Source organism: Pseudonocardia sp. KRD291, assembly GCF_019263595.1.
In the GTDB taxonomy this organism is placed as follows: domain Bacteria; phylum Actinomycetota; class Actinomycetes; order Mycobacteriales; family Pseudonocardiaceae; genus Pseudonocardia.
This window is the reverse complement of sequence record NZ_JADQDD010000159.1, coordinates 1-14,598: the sequence shown is the minus strand read 5'-3', so window position 1 is coordinate 14,598 and position 14,598 is coordinate 1. Positions and strand designations below refer to the sequence as shown.

13 protein-coding genes are annotated in these 14,598 nt (G+C 73.6%); 9 read left to right on the top strand and 4 right to left on the bottom strand.

Annotated elements, in window-relative coordinates:
• On the bottom strand, positions 1-1,097 hold a 1,097-nt coding region (locus tag I4I78_RS20505), incomplete at its 3' end, for an MFS transporter (RefSeq protein ID WP_218613062.1).
• Positions 1,098-1,374: 277 nt separating this feature from the next.
• Here I4I78_RS20505 and I4I78_RS20500 point away from each other — a divergent pair.
• The 4 genes from I4I78_RS20500 to I4I78_RS20485 all read left to right on the top strand — a co-directional run bounded on the left by I4I78_RS20500 (position 1,375) and on the right by I4I78_RS20485 (position 5,566).
• Positions 1,375-2,916, top strand: a complete 1,542-nt coding sequence (locus I4I78_RS20500) for an ABC transporter substrate-binding protein (protein ID WP_218613061.1) — start codon at positions 1,375-1,377, stop codon at positions 2,914-2,916.
• Positions 2,917-2,923: 7 nt separating this feature from the next.
• Complete coding sequence (locus I4I78_RS20495; protein WP_218613060.1) at positions 2,924-3,865, top strand: ABC transporter permease; 942 nt, start codon at positions 2,924-2,926, stop codon at positions 3,863-3,865.
• The gene (locus I4I78_RS20490; RefSeq protein ID WP_218613059.1) at positions 3,862-4,680 is read left to right on the top strand and encodes an ABC transporter permease; all 819 of its coding nucleotides are present in this window, start codon (positions 3,862-3,864) and stop codon (positions 4,678-4,680) included. The genes I4I78_RS20495 and I4I78_RS20490 overlap by 4 nt, the downstream gene beginning before the upstream one ends.
• Positions 4,681-4,756: 76 nt before the next feature.
• Positions 4,757-5,566, top strand: a complete 810-nt coding sequence (locus tag I4I78_RS20485) for a TauD/TfdA family dioxygenase (RefSeq protein WP_218613058.1) — start codon at positions 4,757-4,759, stop codon at positions 5,564-5,566.
• 8 nt (positions 5,567-5,574) lie between these two features.
• Here the strand turns inward: I4I78_RS20485 and I4I78_RS20480 are convergent, their stop codons facing one another.
• A complete protein-coding gene (locus tag I4I78_RS20480; protein ID WP_218613057.1) occupies positions 5,575-6,747 on the bottom strand; it encodes a globin domain-containing protein in 1,173 nt (390 codons plus the stop codon).
• A 459-nt stretch (positions 6,748-7,206) separates the two neighbouring features.
• On the opposite strand from I4I78_RS20480, the gene I4I78_RS20475 reads away from it, so the two are divergent.
• Complete coding sequence (locus I4I78_RS20475; protein WP_226380094.1) at positions 7,207-7,851, top strand: pyridoxamine 5'-phosphate oxidase family protein; 645 nt, start codon at positions 7,207-7,209, stop codon at positions 7,849-7,851.
• 21 nt (positions 7,852-7,872) lie between these two features.
• Here the strand turns inward: I4I78_RS20475 and I4I78_RS20470 are convergent, their stop codons facing one another.
• Positions 7,873-8,922 (bottom strand): tetratricopeptide repeat protein, encoded by a 1,050-nt coding sequence (locus I4I78_RS20470; protein ID WP_218613056.1) that lies wholly within the window; start codon positions 8,920-8,922, stop codon positions 7,873-7,875.
• A gap of 88 nt (positions 8,923-9,010) precedes the next feature.
• Positions 9,011-10,327 carry a 26S protease regulatory subunit gene (locus I4I78_RS20465; RefSeq protein ID WP_218613055.1) on the bottom strand — a complete coding sequence of 439 codons (1,317 nt, stop codon included), beginning with the start codon at positions 10,325-10,327 and terminating at the stop codon, positions 9,011-9,013.
• Positions 10,328-10,491: 164 nt separating this feature from the next.
• Here I4I78_RS20465 and clpB point away from each other — a divergent pair, with 164 nt between their 5' ends.
• The 4 genes from clpB to I4I78_RS20445 form a co-directional block, all read left to right on the top strand.
• Positions 10,492-13,128, top strand: coding sequence for an ATP-dependent chaperone ClpB (clpB, locus tag I4I78_RS20460; RefSeq protein WP_218613054.1), 2,637 nt, complete (start codon positions 10,492-10,494; stop codon positions 13,126-13,128).
• Between the two features lie 50 nt (positions 13,129-13,178).
• On the top strand, positions 13,179-13,559 hold the full coding sequence (locus I4I78_RS20455) for a YbaB/EbfC family nucleoid-associated protein (RefSeq protein ID WP_218613053.1): 381 nt from the start codon (positions 13,179-13,181) through the stop codon (positions 13,557-13,559).
• Positions 13,556-13,858: a type VII secretion target gene (locus I4I78_RS20450; RefSeq protein WP_218613052.1), complete on the top strand. Its 303-nt coding sequence runs from the start codon at positions 13,556-13,558 to the stop codon at positions 13,856-13,858. Before I4I78_RS20455 ends, I4I78_RS20450 begins: the two co-directional genes overlap by 4 nt.
• Positions 13,855-14,598: WXG100 family type VII secretion target (locus I4I78_RS20445; RefSeq protein ID WP_218613051.1), on the top strand; the 744-nt coding region annotated here is incomplete at its 3' end. The genes I4I78_RS20450 and I4I78_RS20445, both read left to right, overlap by 4 nt.

The following is a 14,598-nucleotide window of genomic DNA, read 5'->3' as shown; positions in this document are numbered from 1 at the left end:
GGGACGGACGGGCCCAGGAGCGCGCCGACGGCCGTCGAGCCGATCAGCACCGCCACCCCGCCTGCCGAGGACAGCACCCCGAAGTAGGCGCCCAGGCGCCGTTCCCCGGCCAGCTGCGGGACCAGGTCCTGCGCGACCGGGACGGCCAGCATCTCGCCGAGGGTGAGCAGCACGACCATCGCCACCGCCGGGGCCAGCACCGCCCAGGACGGTGGGTCGGGCAGCAACCGCGCTACCCCGACCGCGGCGAACGAGAGCGCCATCAGCGAGAAGCCGAGAACGATCGCCCGTCCGCGCCCGATGCTGCGCGCCCAGCCGGTGATCCGCAGCTGCCCACCGATGACCATCACCGAGGACAGCACGAACAGCCATCCCAGCGCGGACTGCTCACCGGTCGCGCGGCGCAGCTCGTCGGGCAGGGCCAGGTAGAGCTGGTTGTAGCAGAGCAGCCAGCCCGAGTAGCCCGCCGCGAACGCCAGGAAGCGGCGGTTGGCCAGCACCTCGGTCCAGCCCGCGAGCAGCGGCTCGCCGGCGTGCGCGGCCGGGCGACGCGGCAGCCATCGCAGGTGCGCGAGCCCGACCAGCACGAACGCGAACGCCGCGACCATGCAGGCCAGGCGGAAGTCCACCAGCAGCAGCGCCGTCCCGACCAGCGGCCCGGTCACGGTCCCGACCTGCCCGCTCACCGCGAACAGGGCGAACACCTCGGACCGGGCAGGCCCCTCGCCGGAGCGCTCCCGCTCCCCGGCCTCCCGGGCCAGCGACGACTCCACCGCCGGGGAGAACAGCGCCGCCGCGAACCCGGTGAGCAGCGCCCCGGCAATCACCCCGGTCGCCGACCCGGCCAACCCGAGCAGCACGAACCCCAGCACCCGCAGCGCGCAGCCGGCCAGCACGACCGGCTTCGGCCCGTACCGGTCGGCCAGCGCGCCGCCGACGACGAACAGCCCCTGCTGGCTGAACGTCCGCAGTCCCAGCACCAGCCCGACCATCGCCGCGGCGAGCCCCAGGTCCTCGGCGAGGTGCGTGGCCAGGTAGGGCAGCACCATGTAGAAGCCGACGTTGAACGCGAGCTGGGTGAGCACCAGCAACCGCATGACCGGCGGCAGGGCAGCGAGCTGGGTGAGCTGACGAGGCCGCCACCTGTGGGAACGGGTCCGGTCGAGGTCCGGCGACGCGGCCGTCCGAGGGCTGGTCTTCACCACCGTCTATTACTAGCAGGCGTATCCGACAGGTGCGATTGTGTGGCAGCAACAACATATGCGCGTTGATGCACATCTATTGACGGCCTGCGCAGCCTTGCAGACGATCTCTCGGGCGGTCGGAGACACCGGCGCCCCTGCCCGATCCGCCGGTTCCCGCGAGAGGTCCCCGATGCCTGGCGCCCCGTCCACCCGACGACGTATCGGCCTCGCCCTGGCCTGCGCCGCCCTGGGCCTCGCGACGGCCTGCGGGGGCGCAGAGGCCGGATCCGGCGTCGTCGTCCCGGACGCGCAGCTGACGATCGCCATGCAGTTCTCCCCGGACGCGGGCTACGCCGTCGACACCGACGACGCGTTCGTGGTGTCCCAGCTCGGTGTCAGCGAGTCGCTGGTCGCCTCCGGTGCGGACGGCATCGCACGGCCGTCGCTGGCCACCGCGTGGACGCAGACCGACCCGCGGACGTGGCGCTTCACGCTCCGCCCGGGCGTGCGGTTCCAGGACGGGACGCCGCTGAACCCGGCCGCGGTGGTGAAGGCCCTGACCTGGGTGGCCGGCGTCAGCGCCCCGCCGCGCGCGGTCAAGGGGATCGGGCTGACCGCCGTCGCCGACGGCGCGGACGCGGTGAAGGTGAGCACCACCGCCCCGGACCCGATCCTGCCGCTGCGCCTGAGCAGCGCGAACACCGCGATCCTGGCGCCGGCCGCCTACGCGTCGAACCCGCCGAGGATCCAGGACACCGGCACCGGGCCGATGCGGGTCACCGCGACCAACGGGACCCAGAGCGCCACCCTCGCCCGCTTCGACGGCTACTGGGGCGGGCGCCCGCAGCTCGCCGGTGTCACCGCGAACTACGTCTCCGACCCGGCGGCCCGTGCCCTGTCACTGCGTGCCGGTGACGTCGACATCGCCCAGGAGCTGCCCGAGTCGGCGGCGCTGGAGTTCACCGAGTCCAACGGGTACGTCAACCAGACGGTCGCCGCGCCGCGTACCGACTCGTTGATGCTCAACCAGTCCGCGCCGCCGTTCCGTGACGTCCGGGTCCGCCAGGCGATCACCAAGGCGATCGACCGGACCGCACTCGGCGAGCAGGCGCTGGCCGGGTCCGCCGTCCCGGCATCGGAGCTGTTCGGCCCGGCCGTCGCCTGGGGCTCGCAGGAGCCCCCGCCCGCGCCGGACGTCGAGGGGGCGAAGGCGCTGCTGGCGCAGGCCGGGTTCGGGCCGCAGAACCCGCTACGGGTGGACCTGGGCACCTACGCCAACCGCGCCGAGCTGCCGACCCTGGCCACCGCGGTGCAGGGGATGCTGCGTGCCGTCGGGGTCGAGGCGACGATCCAGGTCGCCGACTACGACGCGAAGGAGCCGGACCTGCTGGCCGGGCGCTACCAGATGTACCTGCTCTCGCGCAGCTACCTGCTCGACGTCCCGGACGCCGGGGCCACGCTGAGCAGCGACTACTCCTGCCAGGGCTCCTACAACATCAACCGCTACTGCTCGCCCGCGTTCGACGCCCTGATCGCCCCGCTCGGTGCGACCTCCGATCCGGCCGCCCGCCAGGAGATCTTCACGCGCGCCGCCGCCCGGCTCGACGCCGACGCGGTCGGGGTCCCGCTGGTGCACACCCAGGCCAACGGCGTCGGCTCGAAGGTCACCGGCTACACCGTCGACCCGCTGGCGAAGACGCTGGTGACGGCCGGGCTGGCCAAGACCGGATGAGTACGGCGTGAGCGCCGTGCTCGCCCGTCGCCTGCTGGCACTGCCTGCTGTGCTGTTCCTGGCCTCGGTCCTGATCTTCCTACTGCCCCGGGCGGCCGGGGTGGACACCGCCCGCGCCGTGCTGCGCAGCCGGCTCGGGGAGGCCGAGCCGGACCCGGACGTGCTGGCCGCGATCCGGCTGGAGTTCGGCCTCGACGCCTCGCTCGCCGAGCAGTACCTGCTCTGGCTCTCGCACGCCGTCGTCGGGGACCTCGGCAACTCCTTCGTGACGCGGACGCCGGTCTCCGGGTTGCTGTTCCCGGCACTCGGGGTCTCGCTGGTGCTCACGGCGGCGGCGCTGGTGCTGGCCGCGGTGGCCGGGATCCCGGCCGGGGTCTGGTCGGCGCGGCGTCCCGGTGGGCGGCTGGACCGGGCGGTGACCGCGACGTCGGTGCTCGGCGTGGCGACCCCCGAGTTCGTGCTCGGCACCGTGCTGGTCCTGGTGTTCGCCGTCGTGCTGCCGTTGCTGCCGGCCACCGGGTGGGGCTCGGTCGCGCAGGCGGTGCTTCCGGTCATCACCCTGGCCGCGTTCCCGGCGGCGTTGGCCGCGCAGCTCACCCGCGCCGAGACCGTCGACGCGCTGGCGCGCCCGCACGTGGTGGTCGCGCGGTCCAAGGGCATCGCCGAACGGGCGGTGCTCTGGCGCCACGGCGGGCGGCTGGCGCTGACGTCGGTGGCGTCGCTGTCCGGCCTGTTCTTCGGGGGCCTGCTCGGCGGCGCGGTCGTGGTCGAGGTGGTGTTCGCGGTGCCGGGCCTGGGCGGGTTGCTCTACGACTCGGTCGTCGGCCAGGACCTGCCGGTCGTGCAGTCCGCGCTGCTCGTGATCGTCGCGGCGGCGGGCGTGGCGAGCATCGCGGCGGAGGGGCTGCAGCTCGCGCTGGACCCGGTGAGCCGGAGTGCGGCGGTATGAGCACCCTCGCGGACAGGGCGACGCCGACCTGGCGGTCCGCGCGGGTGGCGGTGGCCGCGGCGGTCGTGGTGCTCGTGGTGCTCGCCGTCCTCCCGTTGGACGCGATCACCACGGACCTGTCCGGGCGCTTCGCCGGGCCGTCGCTCGCACACCCGCTGGGGACCGACCAGCTCGGACGCGACGTGCTCGCCCGGCTCGCGGCCGGGACCCGGCTCTCGGTCGGCTTCACCCTGGTCGCGCTCGCGATCTGCACGGGACTCGGGACGCTGCTCGGCGTGCTCGCAGCCTGGGCCGGGCGCGCGGCCGGGCAGGCGTTCCAACGGCTGATCGACGTGCTGGTGTCGGTCCCGGCGATCGTCGTCGGCCTGGTCGTGGTCGCCGCGAGCGAGGGACCGCCCGGGCTGGACACGCTCCTGCTGGCCGTCGTGCTCACCGGCTGGACACCGTTCGCCCGGCTGACCTATCAGCTGACCGTGCGCGAGCGCGCCCGCGAGTACGTCGAGGGCGCCGTCGCGGTGGGGGCGGGCCCGCTGCGGATCGCGTTCCGCCACGTCCTGCCGAACCTGCTGCGACCGCTGACCGCGCACGCCTGCCTGCGCTTCTCCAACGTCCTGCTCTCGCTGGCCGGGCTGTCGTTCCTCGGGCTCGGTGTGCAGCCGCCCACGCCGGAGTGGGGGGCGATGCTCGACGAGGGCCGCCAGTACATGTTCGCCGCGCCGCAGCTCGTGCTGCTGCCGGCCGCCGCGATCGTCGGGACGGCGCTGCTCGTCACCGTCCTCGGGCGCCTGGTCGAAAGGCGGTGGAACAGTGCCTGATGCTGGTACCGGACACTAAGCTGCTCCTGCGAGTGATGTGCGACAGGCTCGCGTGACGACGACGTCAGGAGGCGAAGTGGCGGAGACCGACGCGGGCGGGCGGCGCAGCGGCACGGTGCGACCGGAGCTCAAGGAGATGCTCGACGGGGTGGGCGTGGTCCCGGTGCGCAGCGGCATCGACGGCGCCCGGGCGGCGCTGCACACCGAGGGCGCGGTCATCGTCCGCGGGCTCCCGGACGACCCGGAGCAGCTGGTCACCACGGCGGCGGTGACGCTCGGCGGCAACCTGCGGGAGCTGTTCGGCATCCGTCCGCAGGGCGGTGTGGACTCCCCGCCGCTGGGCCTGCACTCCGACGGCGCCTACCTGCAGGTCGACGTGCACGGCCGGACCACCCGGCTGCGCGACCCGGACGAGGACTACCTGTACATGCACTGCGGCGACCCGGCCGCCTCCGGCGGGGACTCGGTGCTGATCGACGGGTACGCGCTCGTCGAGGCGATCAGGAGCCACCTCCCGGACCTGCACACGTTCCTGACCGGGGTCGACGTGGACTTCTTCGGCAGCCGGACCGACCCGCCGCGCGGGGTCCCGCACACGCCGCTGGTACGGCGGATGGTCGAGTTCACCCGCGGTGGACGACGGGTCGTCCGCGCCAGCGACTACGCGATGCCGGTGCCACGGGTGCCCGGCTGGGACACCCACCTGGCCCACATCGAGACCTACGCCGACGTGCTGGCGACCGCGTTCGAGGTGGCGCCGCGGTTCCGTCTCGAGGGCGGGGACCTGTTCGCGCTGGACAACTACCGCTTCCTGCACGGCCGCGACGGCTTCCGCGGCGAGCGCCGCCTGCACGTCCTCTCGGTCCGCAGCACCGAGGCGTTCTGACCCGAGGGTCAGTCCATCGTGAACGGGTCGTAGGTGATCCGGTCCAGGGGGGTGCCCGCGACGAGCATGCGGGAGACCGTGGAGCGGATCATCGACGGCGAACCGCAGACCAGGACGTCGTGGTCGCTCCACGCGCCGTAGCGGGTGACGACGTCGGCCAGGGTGCCGGTCTCGGCGCCTGCGGCGTCGTCCTCGGACTCGACGACCGGGATCACGTCCAGCCACGGCTCGCTGTAGGACAGCTTGCGCAGCGCCGTGAAGTCGTAGAGGTCCTCCCACGTCCGGCCACCGACGAACACCTGGGTACGCGGCGGGTTCCGGCGCTGGCGCACCTCGTCGAGCAGCGCCTTCATCGGGGCCACGCCGGTACCGCCGGCGATCATGAGCAGCTCGCGGTCGGTGTGCTCCGGGACGGCCATCCGGCCCATCGGCGGTCCGATCCGCCAGGTCTCCCCGACCTGCGAGTGGGCGACGACGGCCCGGCTGACCCAGCCGTTCTCGACCGCGCGCACGTGGAACTCGATGGTGCCGTCGCGGCGCGGGGCGTTCGCCGGGGACAGGTAGCGCCACAGCCGCGGGCGGTGTGGCGTCTCGACGCTGACGTACTGGCCGGCCTGGTAGGGCACCGGCTCGCTGGTCTCGACCGTCACCACGGCCAGGTCCCAGCCGATGCGACGGTGGTCGACGACCCGTCCCATCCAGGACGCCGGGCCGCGCTCGGCCGCGGCCGCGCGCTGCATCGCGTCGGCCACGATGTCGTAGGCGTTGTTCCACGCCTTGTCGACCTCCGGGGTCCACGCCGTGCCGGAGTGGGTCGCGATCGCCGAGATCAGTGCCTCGCCGACGGCGTCGTAGTGCTGCGAGAGCACCCCGAACTTGCGGTGGTCGCGACCGAGCTGCTGCAGGAACGGCTGCAGGTCGTCGGGCTGGTCCACCATCTGCACGACGTGCACGAGGGCGCGCAGCAGGCGGCTGCGCTGGACCTCCATGTTGACCGGGAACAGGTCGCGGGTCTCCGGCGCGCGGCTGAACAGCGTCGAGTAGAAGTGCTTGCCGAGCTCCTCGGCCTGCGGCTCGACGGCCGCGAAACTGGACCGGATCAGCTCGACCCACCGCTCGGCCTCGGTGGCCGGACGGTTCGACGGGGCGACGTCCCTGGCGATCAGCTGATCAGCGGTCATGCCTGGCCGACACTCTCCTCGGTCGTGCTCGTCCCCGTCCCCGGGCCATCAGCGATCACAGGGATACCCGCGCGGTAGGCTACGCGAAATCCGCCGTTCGCCGGTACGGCGAGCAGCAGCCGGAGGAAAGATCCGGCGGTGATCGAACACATGGTCACGTCTTCATCCGTTCGGGGACGGGGTCACTCGTCATGGCGTGGGTGCGCCGGGTACAGACTAGCGCTCGCGCCGTGGAGCGCCGACGTCCCGGTGCCGGTGAGTCATGTCCCTACGCCGTTTGGTGATCGCCCGTCGGGATGGCACCGTGGAAGGGTGCCGTTGCGAACTCCCGCTCTGGTGGTCGGCCCGCGCAGGCGGCCGGTCGTCTCCGTCCCGGTCCGTCCGTCGGCGACGCCAGTCACCCGCCCGGCCCCCGCGCCCGAGCCGGTCCTCCCGCCGGGATCGGCGGGGGAGCACTCGTTGCAGCAGGAGTTCGGCAGTGTCGCCCGTGCCGGGCGGTTCTACGACGACCAGGTCCGCGACCGGCTGCTGCCGCGGATGGTCGAGTTCATCGGGCGGATGGAGATGGCGTTCGTCGCCACCTCGGACGCGCACGGCGAGTGCGACAACTCGCTGCGCGCCGGGCCGCCCGGGTTCCTGCGGGTGCTCGACGACTACACGCTGGCCTACCCCGAGTACCGCGGAAACGGCGTGTTCGCCAGCCTCGGCAACCTCGCCGAGAACGGCCACGTGGGGATCCTGATGGTCGACTTCGTCGAGTCGTTGATCGGCCTGCACGTCAACGGCCGGACGCGGATCGTCGACGACGGGGCGTTCCGCGCCGAGTTCCCCGAGCACGCGCACGACCAGGCGGCCGGTCGTCGGGCCGAGCGGTGGGTGGTGGTCGACGTCGAGGAGGCCTACATCCACTGCCGCAAGCACATCCCGCGGATGGAGCGGGTGACCCAGAAGCGCGACTGGGGTACCGACGACCCGGCCCGCAAGGGCGGGGACTTCTTCGGGGCCAAGGGCACACCGGCCCGGGTGACGCGTCCGCCGCGGCGCCGGTTCCCGAGCACCACGCACCTCTCCGGCGGGGCCACCAAGGCGCTGCGACGCCGCTGACGGGCCGCCGCTGACGGCCGGTCAGCGCCTCGAACGGTCGCGGCGGCTCGCCCCGACGATCACCGCGAGCAGGGCCAGGCCCAGCAGCACGACCCACACCGCCCCGGCCAGCGCCGCGATCCCGGTGACCGCGACCGCGACGTAGAGCGCGACGCACAGTCCCAGCGCCACCCAGGTCAGGGCCAGCGGCCGGTCCGCGCGCACCGCAGCGAGGATCACCGGCCACGTCCCGCGGGGCAGCTCACGCGTCTCGTGGCGGGCGAGCAGTGCCCCGACCAGCAGCACCGCGACGGCCCCGACCCGGGTGGACACCGCGGCACCGTCCGGGCGGGCGGACAGCGCGAGCACCACGAACACCGAGACCAGCAGCATCAGCCGCAGTCGCCAGGACAGCTGCCAGAGCACCGCGGCGACGGTGCGCAGCACCCCGGACTCCCCCGGCGCGAGCCGACCGGCGTCGACCAGCCCGCCCAGCGCCCGTCCGGGGCGGTGCGACCGGGCGTCCAGGACGGCCAGGTCGTGCCGGGCGCCGGCGTGCGCGGGGTCGATCCGGAGCGTCTCGGTGTAGGCGGCGCGTGCGGTGGTCCGGTCACCGAGGTCGCTCGTGACGTCGGCGAGCAGGAAGTGCGACCCGGCCTCCAGCGGCGCCAGCTCGACCACCCGCCGGGCGACCTGCGCGGCATCGGCCAGGCGTCCGGCCCGCTGCAGCACCCGGGCGTAGCCGGTGGCGGCGAAACGGTCGTCCGGGGCCAGGGTGACGGCCCGGTGGCCGGCCTCGAGCGCCTCGCCGTGGCGGCCGAGCATGGACAGGTGCAGGGCGCGCAGGCGGTGCGGGTGCTCGGTGTCCGGTTCGGCCGCGCACGCCGCCTCGGCCGCCGCCAGTCCCTCGACGTGCCGGTCCGGCCGGTCGCGGTCGGAGGCCAGCAGAAGCACGGCGAGCCCGCGCAACAGCCCGGGATCCTGTGGGTTCTCGGTCAGCCCCTCGCGGACGGTGCGCTCGGCGTCGTCCAGACGCCCGACGGCCCGCAGGTGCTCGGCCCGCTCCACGACGACGTGCGGATCGGCGCTCATGCTCGTTCCGCTCCGCTGCTCCGCGCGGATACTGGTTCCGCTCCGCTCCTCCGCGCGGATACTCGTTCCGCTCCGCTCCTCTCGGTGCTCATGCCCTGCGGTTCTTCTTCAGGTACTCCGCCAGCTCGTCGTAGCTGCCGTCGGTGTTGCCGAACAGGGCGACGTTGCGGGCGGTGGAGAACCACGGCCCGGTGCTCGGGGTGACCTCCCGGGCGGCGCCGACGAGGTCCTTCGTCGTCAGCGAGCGGATCTTCCCGCTGCGCATCGACTCGGCCAGCGCGCGCTCGGTCGCGGTGTCGACCAGGTGCGCCAGGTCCGCGCCGGAGTAGTGCTCGGTCGCGCGGACGACGCGGTCGAGGTCCAGGTCGGTGACCGGGCGGTCGCGCAGGTGGTGGCGCAGGATCGCGGCCCGGGCCGGCGCGTCCGGGGGCAGGACCAGCAGCATCCGGTCGAACCGCCCGGGACGGCGCAGGGCCGGGTCCATGTCCCACGGGTGGTTCGTCGCGGCCAGGACGAACACGCCGTCGTTGCGCCCGGACAGCGAGTCCATCTCCGAGAGCAGCGTGTTGACGGTGTTGCGCAGGCTCCCGGAGTGCGCCAGGTTCGAGCGCTTCTGCCCGAGCGCGTCCACCTCGTCGAGGAACAGCACGCACGGGGCGTTGCGGCGGGCGGTCCGGAAGATCTCCGCGAGGTTGCGCTCGCTGCGCCCGGTCCACATGTCCAGCACGTCCGCGATCCCGATCTCGGAGAACCGCGCTCCGAGCTCGCCGGCCACGGCCCGGGCCAGGAACGTCTTCCCGCAGCCGGGCGGGCCGTAGAGCAGCAGGCCCCCGCCCGGACGCTTGCCGAACGCCCTCGCCATCTCCGGGTCGCGCATCGGCCCCAGGAACGACAGCTCCAGACGCGACTTGACGTGCTCCATCCCGCCCACGTCGTCGAGCCGGACGTCCGGGCGCTCGGCCCACTCGACGTCGGAGGTGTCGCTGCCGCCGCTGCCCCCGCCGTCGTCGAACGCCGACACCGGCTCGGCGATGTCGGAGACCTGCTCCTCGGCGCGGGCCCAGTCGAAGCCGACCGGCTCGCGGGGGCCGCCGGGTTCCTGCCGGGCCGGCGGGGGATCGTCCGGGGCGTCCGCGACCGGAAGGGCCGGCTCCTCGGGGGCGTTCGAGACGGCGGGTGGCTCCGGGGCCGGACCCGAGGTGAGCGCGGCGGTCAGGCGTTGCAGCAGGGCGATCGCCCCGGCGTGGCCCGGCGCGGTGGCCAGGACGGTCGTGGCGTGCTGCAGCGCCTCCGGCACCCGTCCCGCGTCGGCCAGCCGTTCGGCGACGTGCAGCCGCAACGGGACGTCGTCGGGGGCGGCGGCGACGGCCGCGAGCAGGCTGGTCAGCAGCGGGTCCTCGCTCATCGGGAGCCAGTATCGCCGTTGCGGCGAGATTCGGTCAGTTGAGCGGAACAGGCTCAACTTTCCTGACGTTGTCGGTAGTGACGGGCACACTGGGGAGGTCTCCCACGAGGGGGCCGACCGGCTGCCATCCACAGACTCATGACGACCCAGGAGGACGCGGGGGCATGGATTCCTTCAACCCCACCACCAAGACCCAGCAGGCGATCTCGGCGGCCGTGCAGGCCGCGACGCTGGCGGGCAACCCCGACGTCGGCCCCACCCACCTGCTCGGCGCACTGCTCGCCCAGGGGGACGGGATCGCCGCGCCGCTGCTCGCGGCCGTCGGCGCGGACGCCGACAAGATCCGCACCGAGCTGACGCAGCTCGGGCAGCGGCTGCCGTCCGCGGCCGGTTCCTCGGTCAGCGCACCGCAGCTCTCGCGCGACGCGCTGGGTGCCATCACCGCGGCCCAGCAGCTCGCCACCGAGATGGGCGACGAGTACGTCTCCACCGAGCACCTGCTGGTCGGGCTCGCCCGCTCCGGCGGCGGGGTCGCCGACCTGCTCGCCCGCCACGGCGCGGGCCCGGACGCGCTGCGCGAGGCCTTCTCGAAGGTCCGCGGCTCGGCCCGGGTGACCAGCCCCGACCCGGAGGGCAGCTACCAGGCGCTGGAGAAGTACGGCGTCGACCTCACCGAGCGCGCCCGCTCCGGCGACCTGGACCCGGTGATCGGCCGCGACACCGAGATCCGGCGTGTGGTGCAGGTGCTCTCCCGGCGCACCAAGAACAACCCGGTGCTGATCGGCGAGCCCGGCGTCGGCAAGACCGCGATCGTCGAGGGCCTCGCCCAGCGCGTCGTCGCCGGCGACGTGCCGGAGTCGCTGCGCGGCAAGCGCGTGATCTCACTCGACCTCGGCTCGATGGTCGCCGGGGCGAAGTACCGCGGCGAATTCGAGGAGCGGCTCAAGTCGGTCCTCAAGGAGATCACCGACTCGGCCGGTGAGGTGATCACCTTCATCGACGAGCTGCACACGATCGTCGGCGCCGGCGCGACCGGCGACGGCTCGATGGACGCCGGCAACATGATCAAGCCGATGCTCGCCCGCGGCGAGCTGCGCCTGGTCGGGGCCACCACGCTGGACGAGTACCGCCAGCACATCGAGAAGGACGCCGCGCTGGAGCGCCGGTTCCAGCAGGTGCTCGTCGGCGAGCCCTCCCCGGAGGACACGGTCGGCATCCTGCGCGGGCTCAAGGAGCGCTACGAGGTGCACCACGGCGTCCGGATCACCGACGCCGCACTGGTCGCCGCCGCGACCCTGTCGGACCGCTACATCACCGCCCGGTTCCTGCCGGACAAGGCCATCGACCTGGTCGACGAGGCCGCGTCCCGGCTCCGGATGGAGATCGACTCGCGGCCGGTGGAGATCGACACGGTGGAGCGCGCCGTACGCCGCCTCGAGATCGAGGAGATGGCACTGGACAACGAGTCCGACGCCGCCTCCAAGGAGCGTCTGGTCGCGCTGCGCGCCGAGCTGGCCGAGAAGCGGGAGACGCTGTCCGCACTCACCGCGCGCTGGCAGAACGAGAAGAGCGCCATCGACGTCACCCGGGACCTCAAGGAGCAGCTCGAGCAGCTGCGCGGCGAGTCCGACCGGGCCGAGCGCGACGGCGACCTGGGCCGGGCCGCGGAGCTGCGCTACGGGCGCATCCCGGCGCTGGAGAAGGAGCTCGCCGAGAAGGCCGCGGCCGTCGAGGACAGCGCCGAGACGGTGATGCTCAAGGAGGAGGTCGGCCCGGACGACGTCGCCGACGTCGTGTCCGCGTGGACCGGGATCCCGGCCGGTCGGATGCTCGAGGGCGAGACCGCGAAGCTGCTGCGGATGGAGGACGAGCTGGGCCGGCGCGTGGTCGGCCAGGCCGAGGCCGTCCGCGCGGTGTCCGACGCGGTGCGCCGCGCGCGGACCGGGATCTCCGACGAGAACCGGCCGACCGGGTCGTTCCTGTTCCTCGGACCGACCGGCGTCGGCAAGACCGAGCTGGCCAAGGCGCTGGCGGAGTTCCTGTTCGACGACGAGCGGGCGATGGTCCGGATCGACATGAGCGAGTACTCCGAGAAGCACTCGGTGGCCCGCCTGGTCGGTGCCCCTCCCGGCTACGTCGGCTACGACCAGGGCGGCCAGCTCACCGAGGCGGTGCGCCGCCGTCCGTACACGGTGGTGCTGTTCGACGAGGTCGAGAAGGCGCACCCGGACGTGTTCGACACGCTGCTGCAGGTGCTCGACGACGGACGTCTGACCGACGGCCAGGGCCACACGGTCGACTTCAGGAACACGATCCTGGTACTCACCTCGAACCTGGGCGGCGGCGTGATCGCCGACCAGAACCTCGACGAGCAGCAGCGCAACGACGCCGTGATGTCGGTGGTCCGGACGCACTTCAAGCCGGAGTTCCTCAACCGGCTCGACGACGTCGTGGTGTTCCACGCGCTGTCCACCGACGAGCTCACGCACATCGTCGACATCCAGGTCGACGTCCTGCGCGGGCGGCTGTCCAAGCGGCGGCTGACCCTCGAGGTCACCGACCCGGCGCGGGAGTGGCTGGCCATGAACGGGTTCGACCCGGTCTACGGCGCGCGCCCGCTGCGGCGGCTGGTGCAGTCCTCGATCGGCGACCAGCTCGCCCGCGAGCTGCTCTCCGGCGGCGTCCGCGAGGGCGACACGGTGCGGGTCGACCTGGACCCGTCCGCGTCCGGCGGGACCGGCGGGCTGATCGTCGGCAAGGGGCTCGGCACGGGCCCGGAGCCGGTCGCGATCGCGAACTGACCCGGCCGAACGGCCGTGCGCCGGGGCGGCGGCTCCTACCGTCCCGGCGCATGGACCCACGACCGTCCCGCCACCTCACGGGCCTCCCGTCCGCGCCCTCGTCCTCCGGCGCGGACCCGTCCGACACGCGAGCCTGGCTCGCCGACTACCGCGGCCGCATGGAGGAGCTGCGCGGTCGCGCCGAGCGGGCCCAGGCCCAGCTCGAGGGCCTGACCGCCACCGCGGCCAGCCGCGACGGCGCCGTCACCGTGACGGTGAACGGCTCCGGTGCCCTGCTCGAGCTGCGGTTCGGGTCGCGCGCCGAGGACGTGCCCCGCAACCGCCTGGCCGAGCTGGTGCTGAGCCTGTCCCGCGAGGCCGCGGCCGACGCGTCGCGGCAGGTCCGCGAGGTGGTGGAGCCGGTCACCGCGGCCGGGAGGGCCGCGCGGTGACCGATGACGTGTTCCGCGTGGTTCCCGGGGACGTGCGGGCGCACGCGACGGGTGTCGGGAACGTCGAGCACGCGGTCGCGGCGAAGATCCCGGCGCAGAACACGCTCTCCACGGACGCCTACGGGCTGATCGGTCAGGTCTTCTCCGGCGCGGCGACGTCGGCGATGGGGTCCGGTGCGGTCGCCGTAGAGAAGCTGTGCCGTGCCCTGAGCGACGCGGCCGACGGTCTCCGCGGCTGCGCGGCCGACTACGAGAACGCCGACCGGCGGGTCGCCGAGCTGTTCGGCGGTGACGGGTGACCACGGTCGAGCCGGAGCGGGACTGGGCCGAGGGCTCGGGGGCCCTGTCCAGCTACAAGGATCTCGGCGAGTCCTTCGGCGAGCAGGACGCCGGCGGGATCGCCGCAGCGGGGAGCGCCGCGGGCCTGGACACGCTCGGGCTGGCGATGGATCCGGTGGGCACCATCCTGGGTGGTGTCGCCGGCTGGGCCATCGAACACATCTCGTTCCTGCGTGAACCCCTCGACGCGATGCTCGGGGACCCGCCGGAGATCGAGGCCCGGGCGAAGGCCTGGCATCTGCTGTCGCTGGAGCTCGCCGCCCAGGCCACAGCATTCGACGGCGCGATGGCCCGCGAGGTGGCGGGCTGGGAGGGCGAGGCGGCCGATGCCTACCGGGTCGCGGCAGGCCGCATGCAGGATGCGTTGTCCGCGACGTCGCAGGACACGGCCGGGATCTCGGAGACGGTCCTGACCTCGGCCGCGATGGTCGGGACGGTGCGGTCGCTGATCCGGGACATGATCGCCGACTGGCTCGGCAAGCTCGTCGCCTGGCTGGCGGCGACCGTGATCAGCGCGGGTCTGGCCGCCGCGGCGGCCGTCCCGTCGATGGTCCTGGAGGCCACGACGCTGGCCCTGCAGGCGGCCGAGAGGATCAGCAAGGTCGTCGCGCAGCTGGACGAGGCCGCGGCCGCGCTGGCGAAGCTGGTCGCGAACATGGACAGCACGGCCGACGCCGTCGCCAGGGCCGGCGCGGCGATC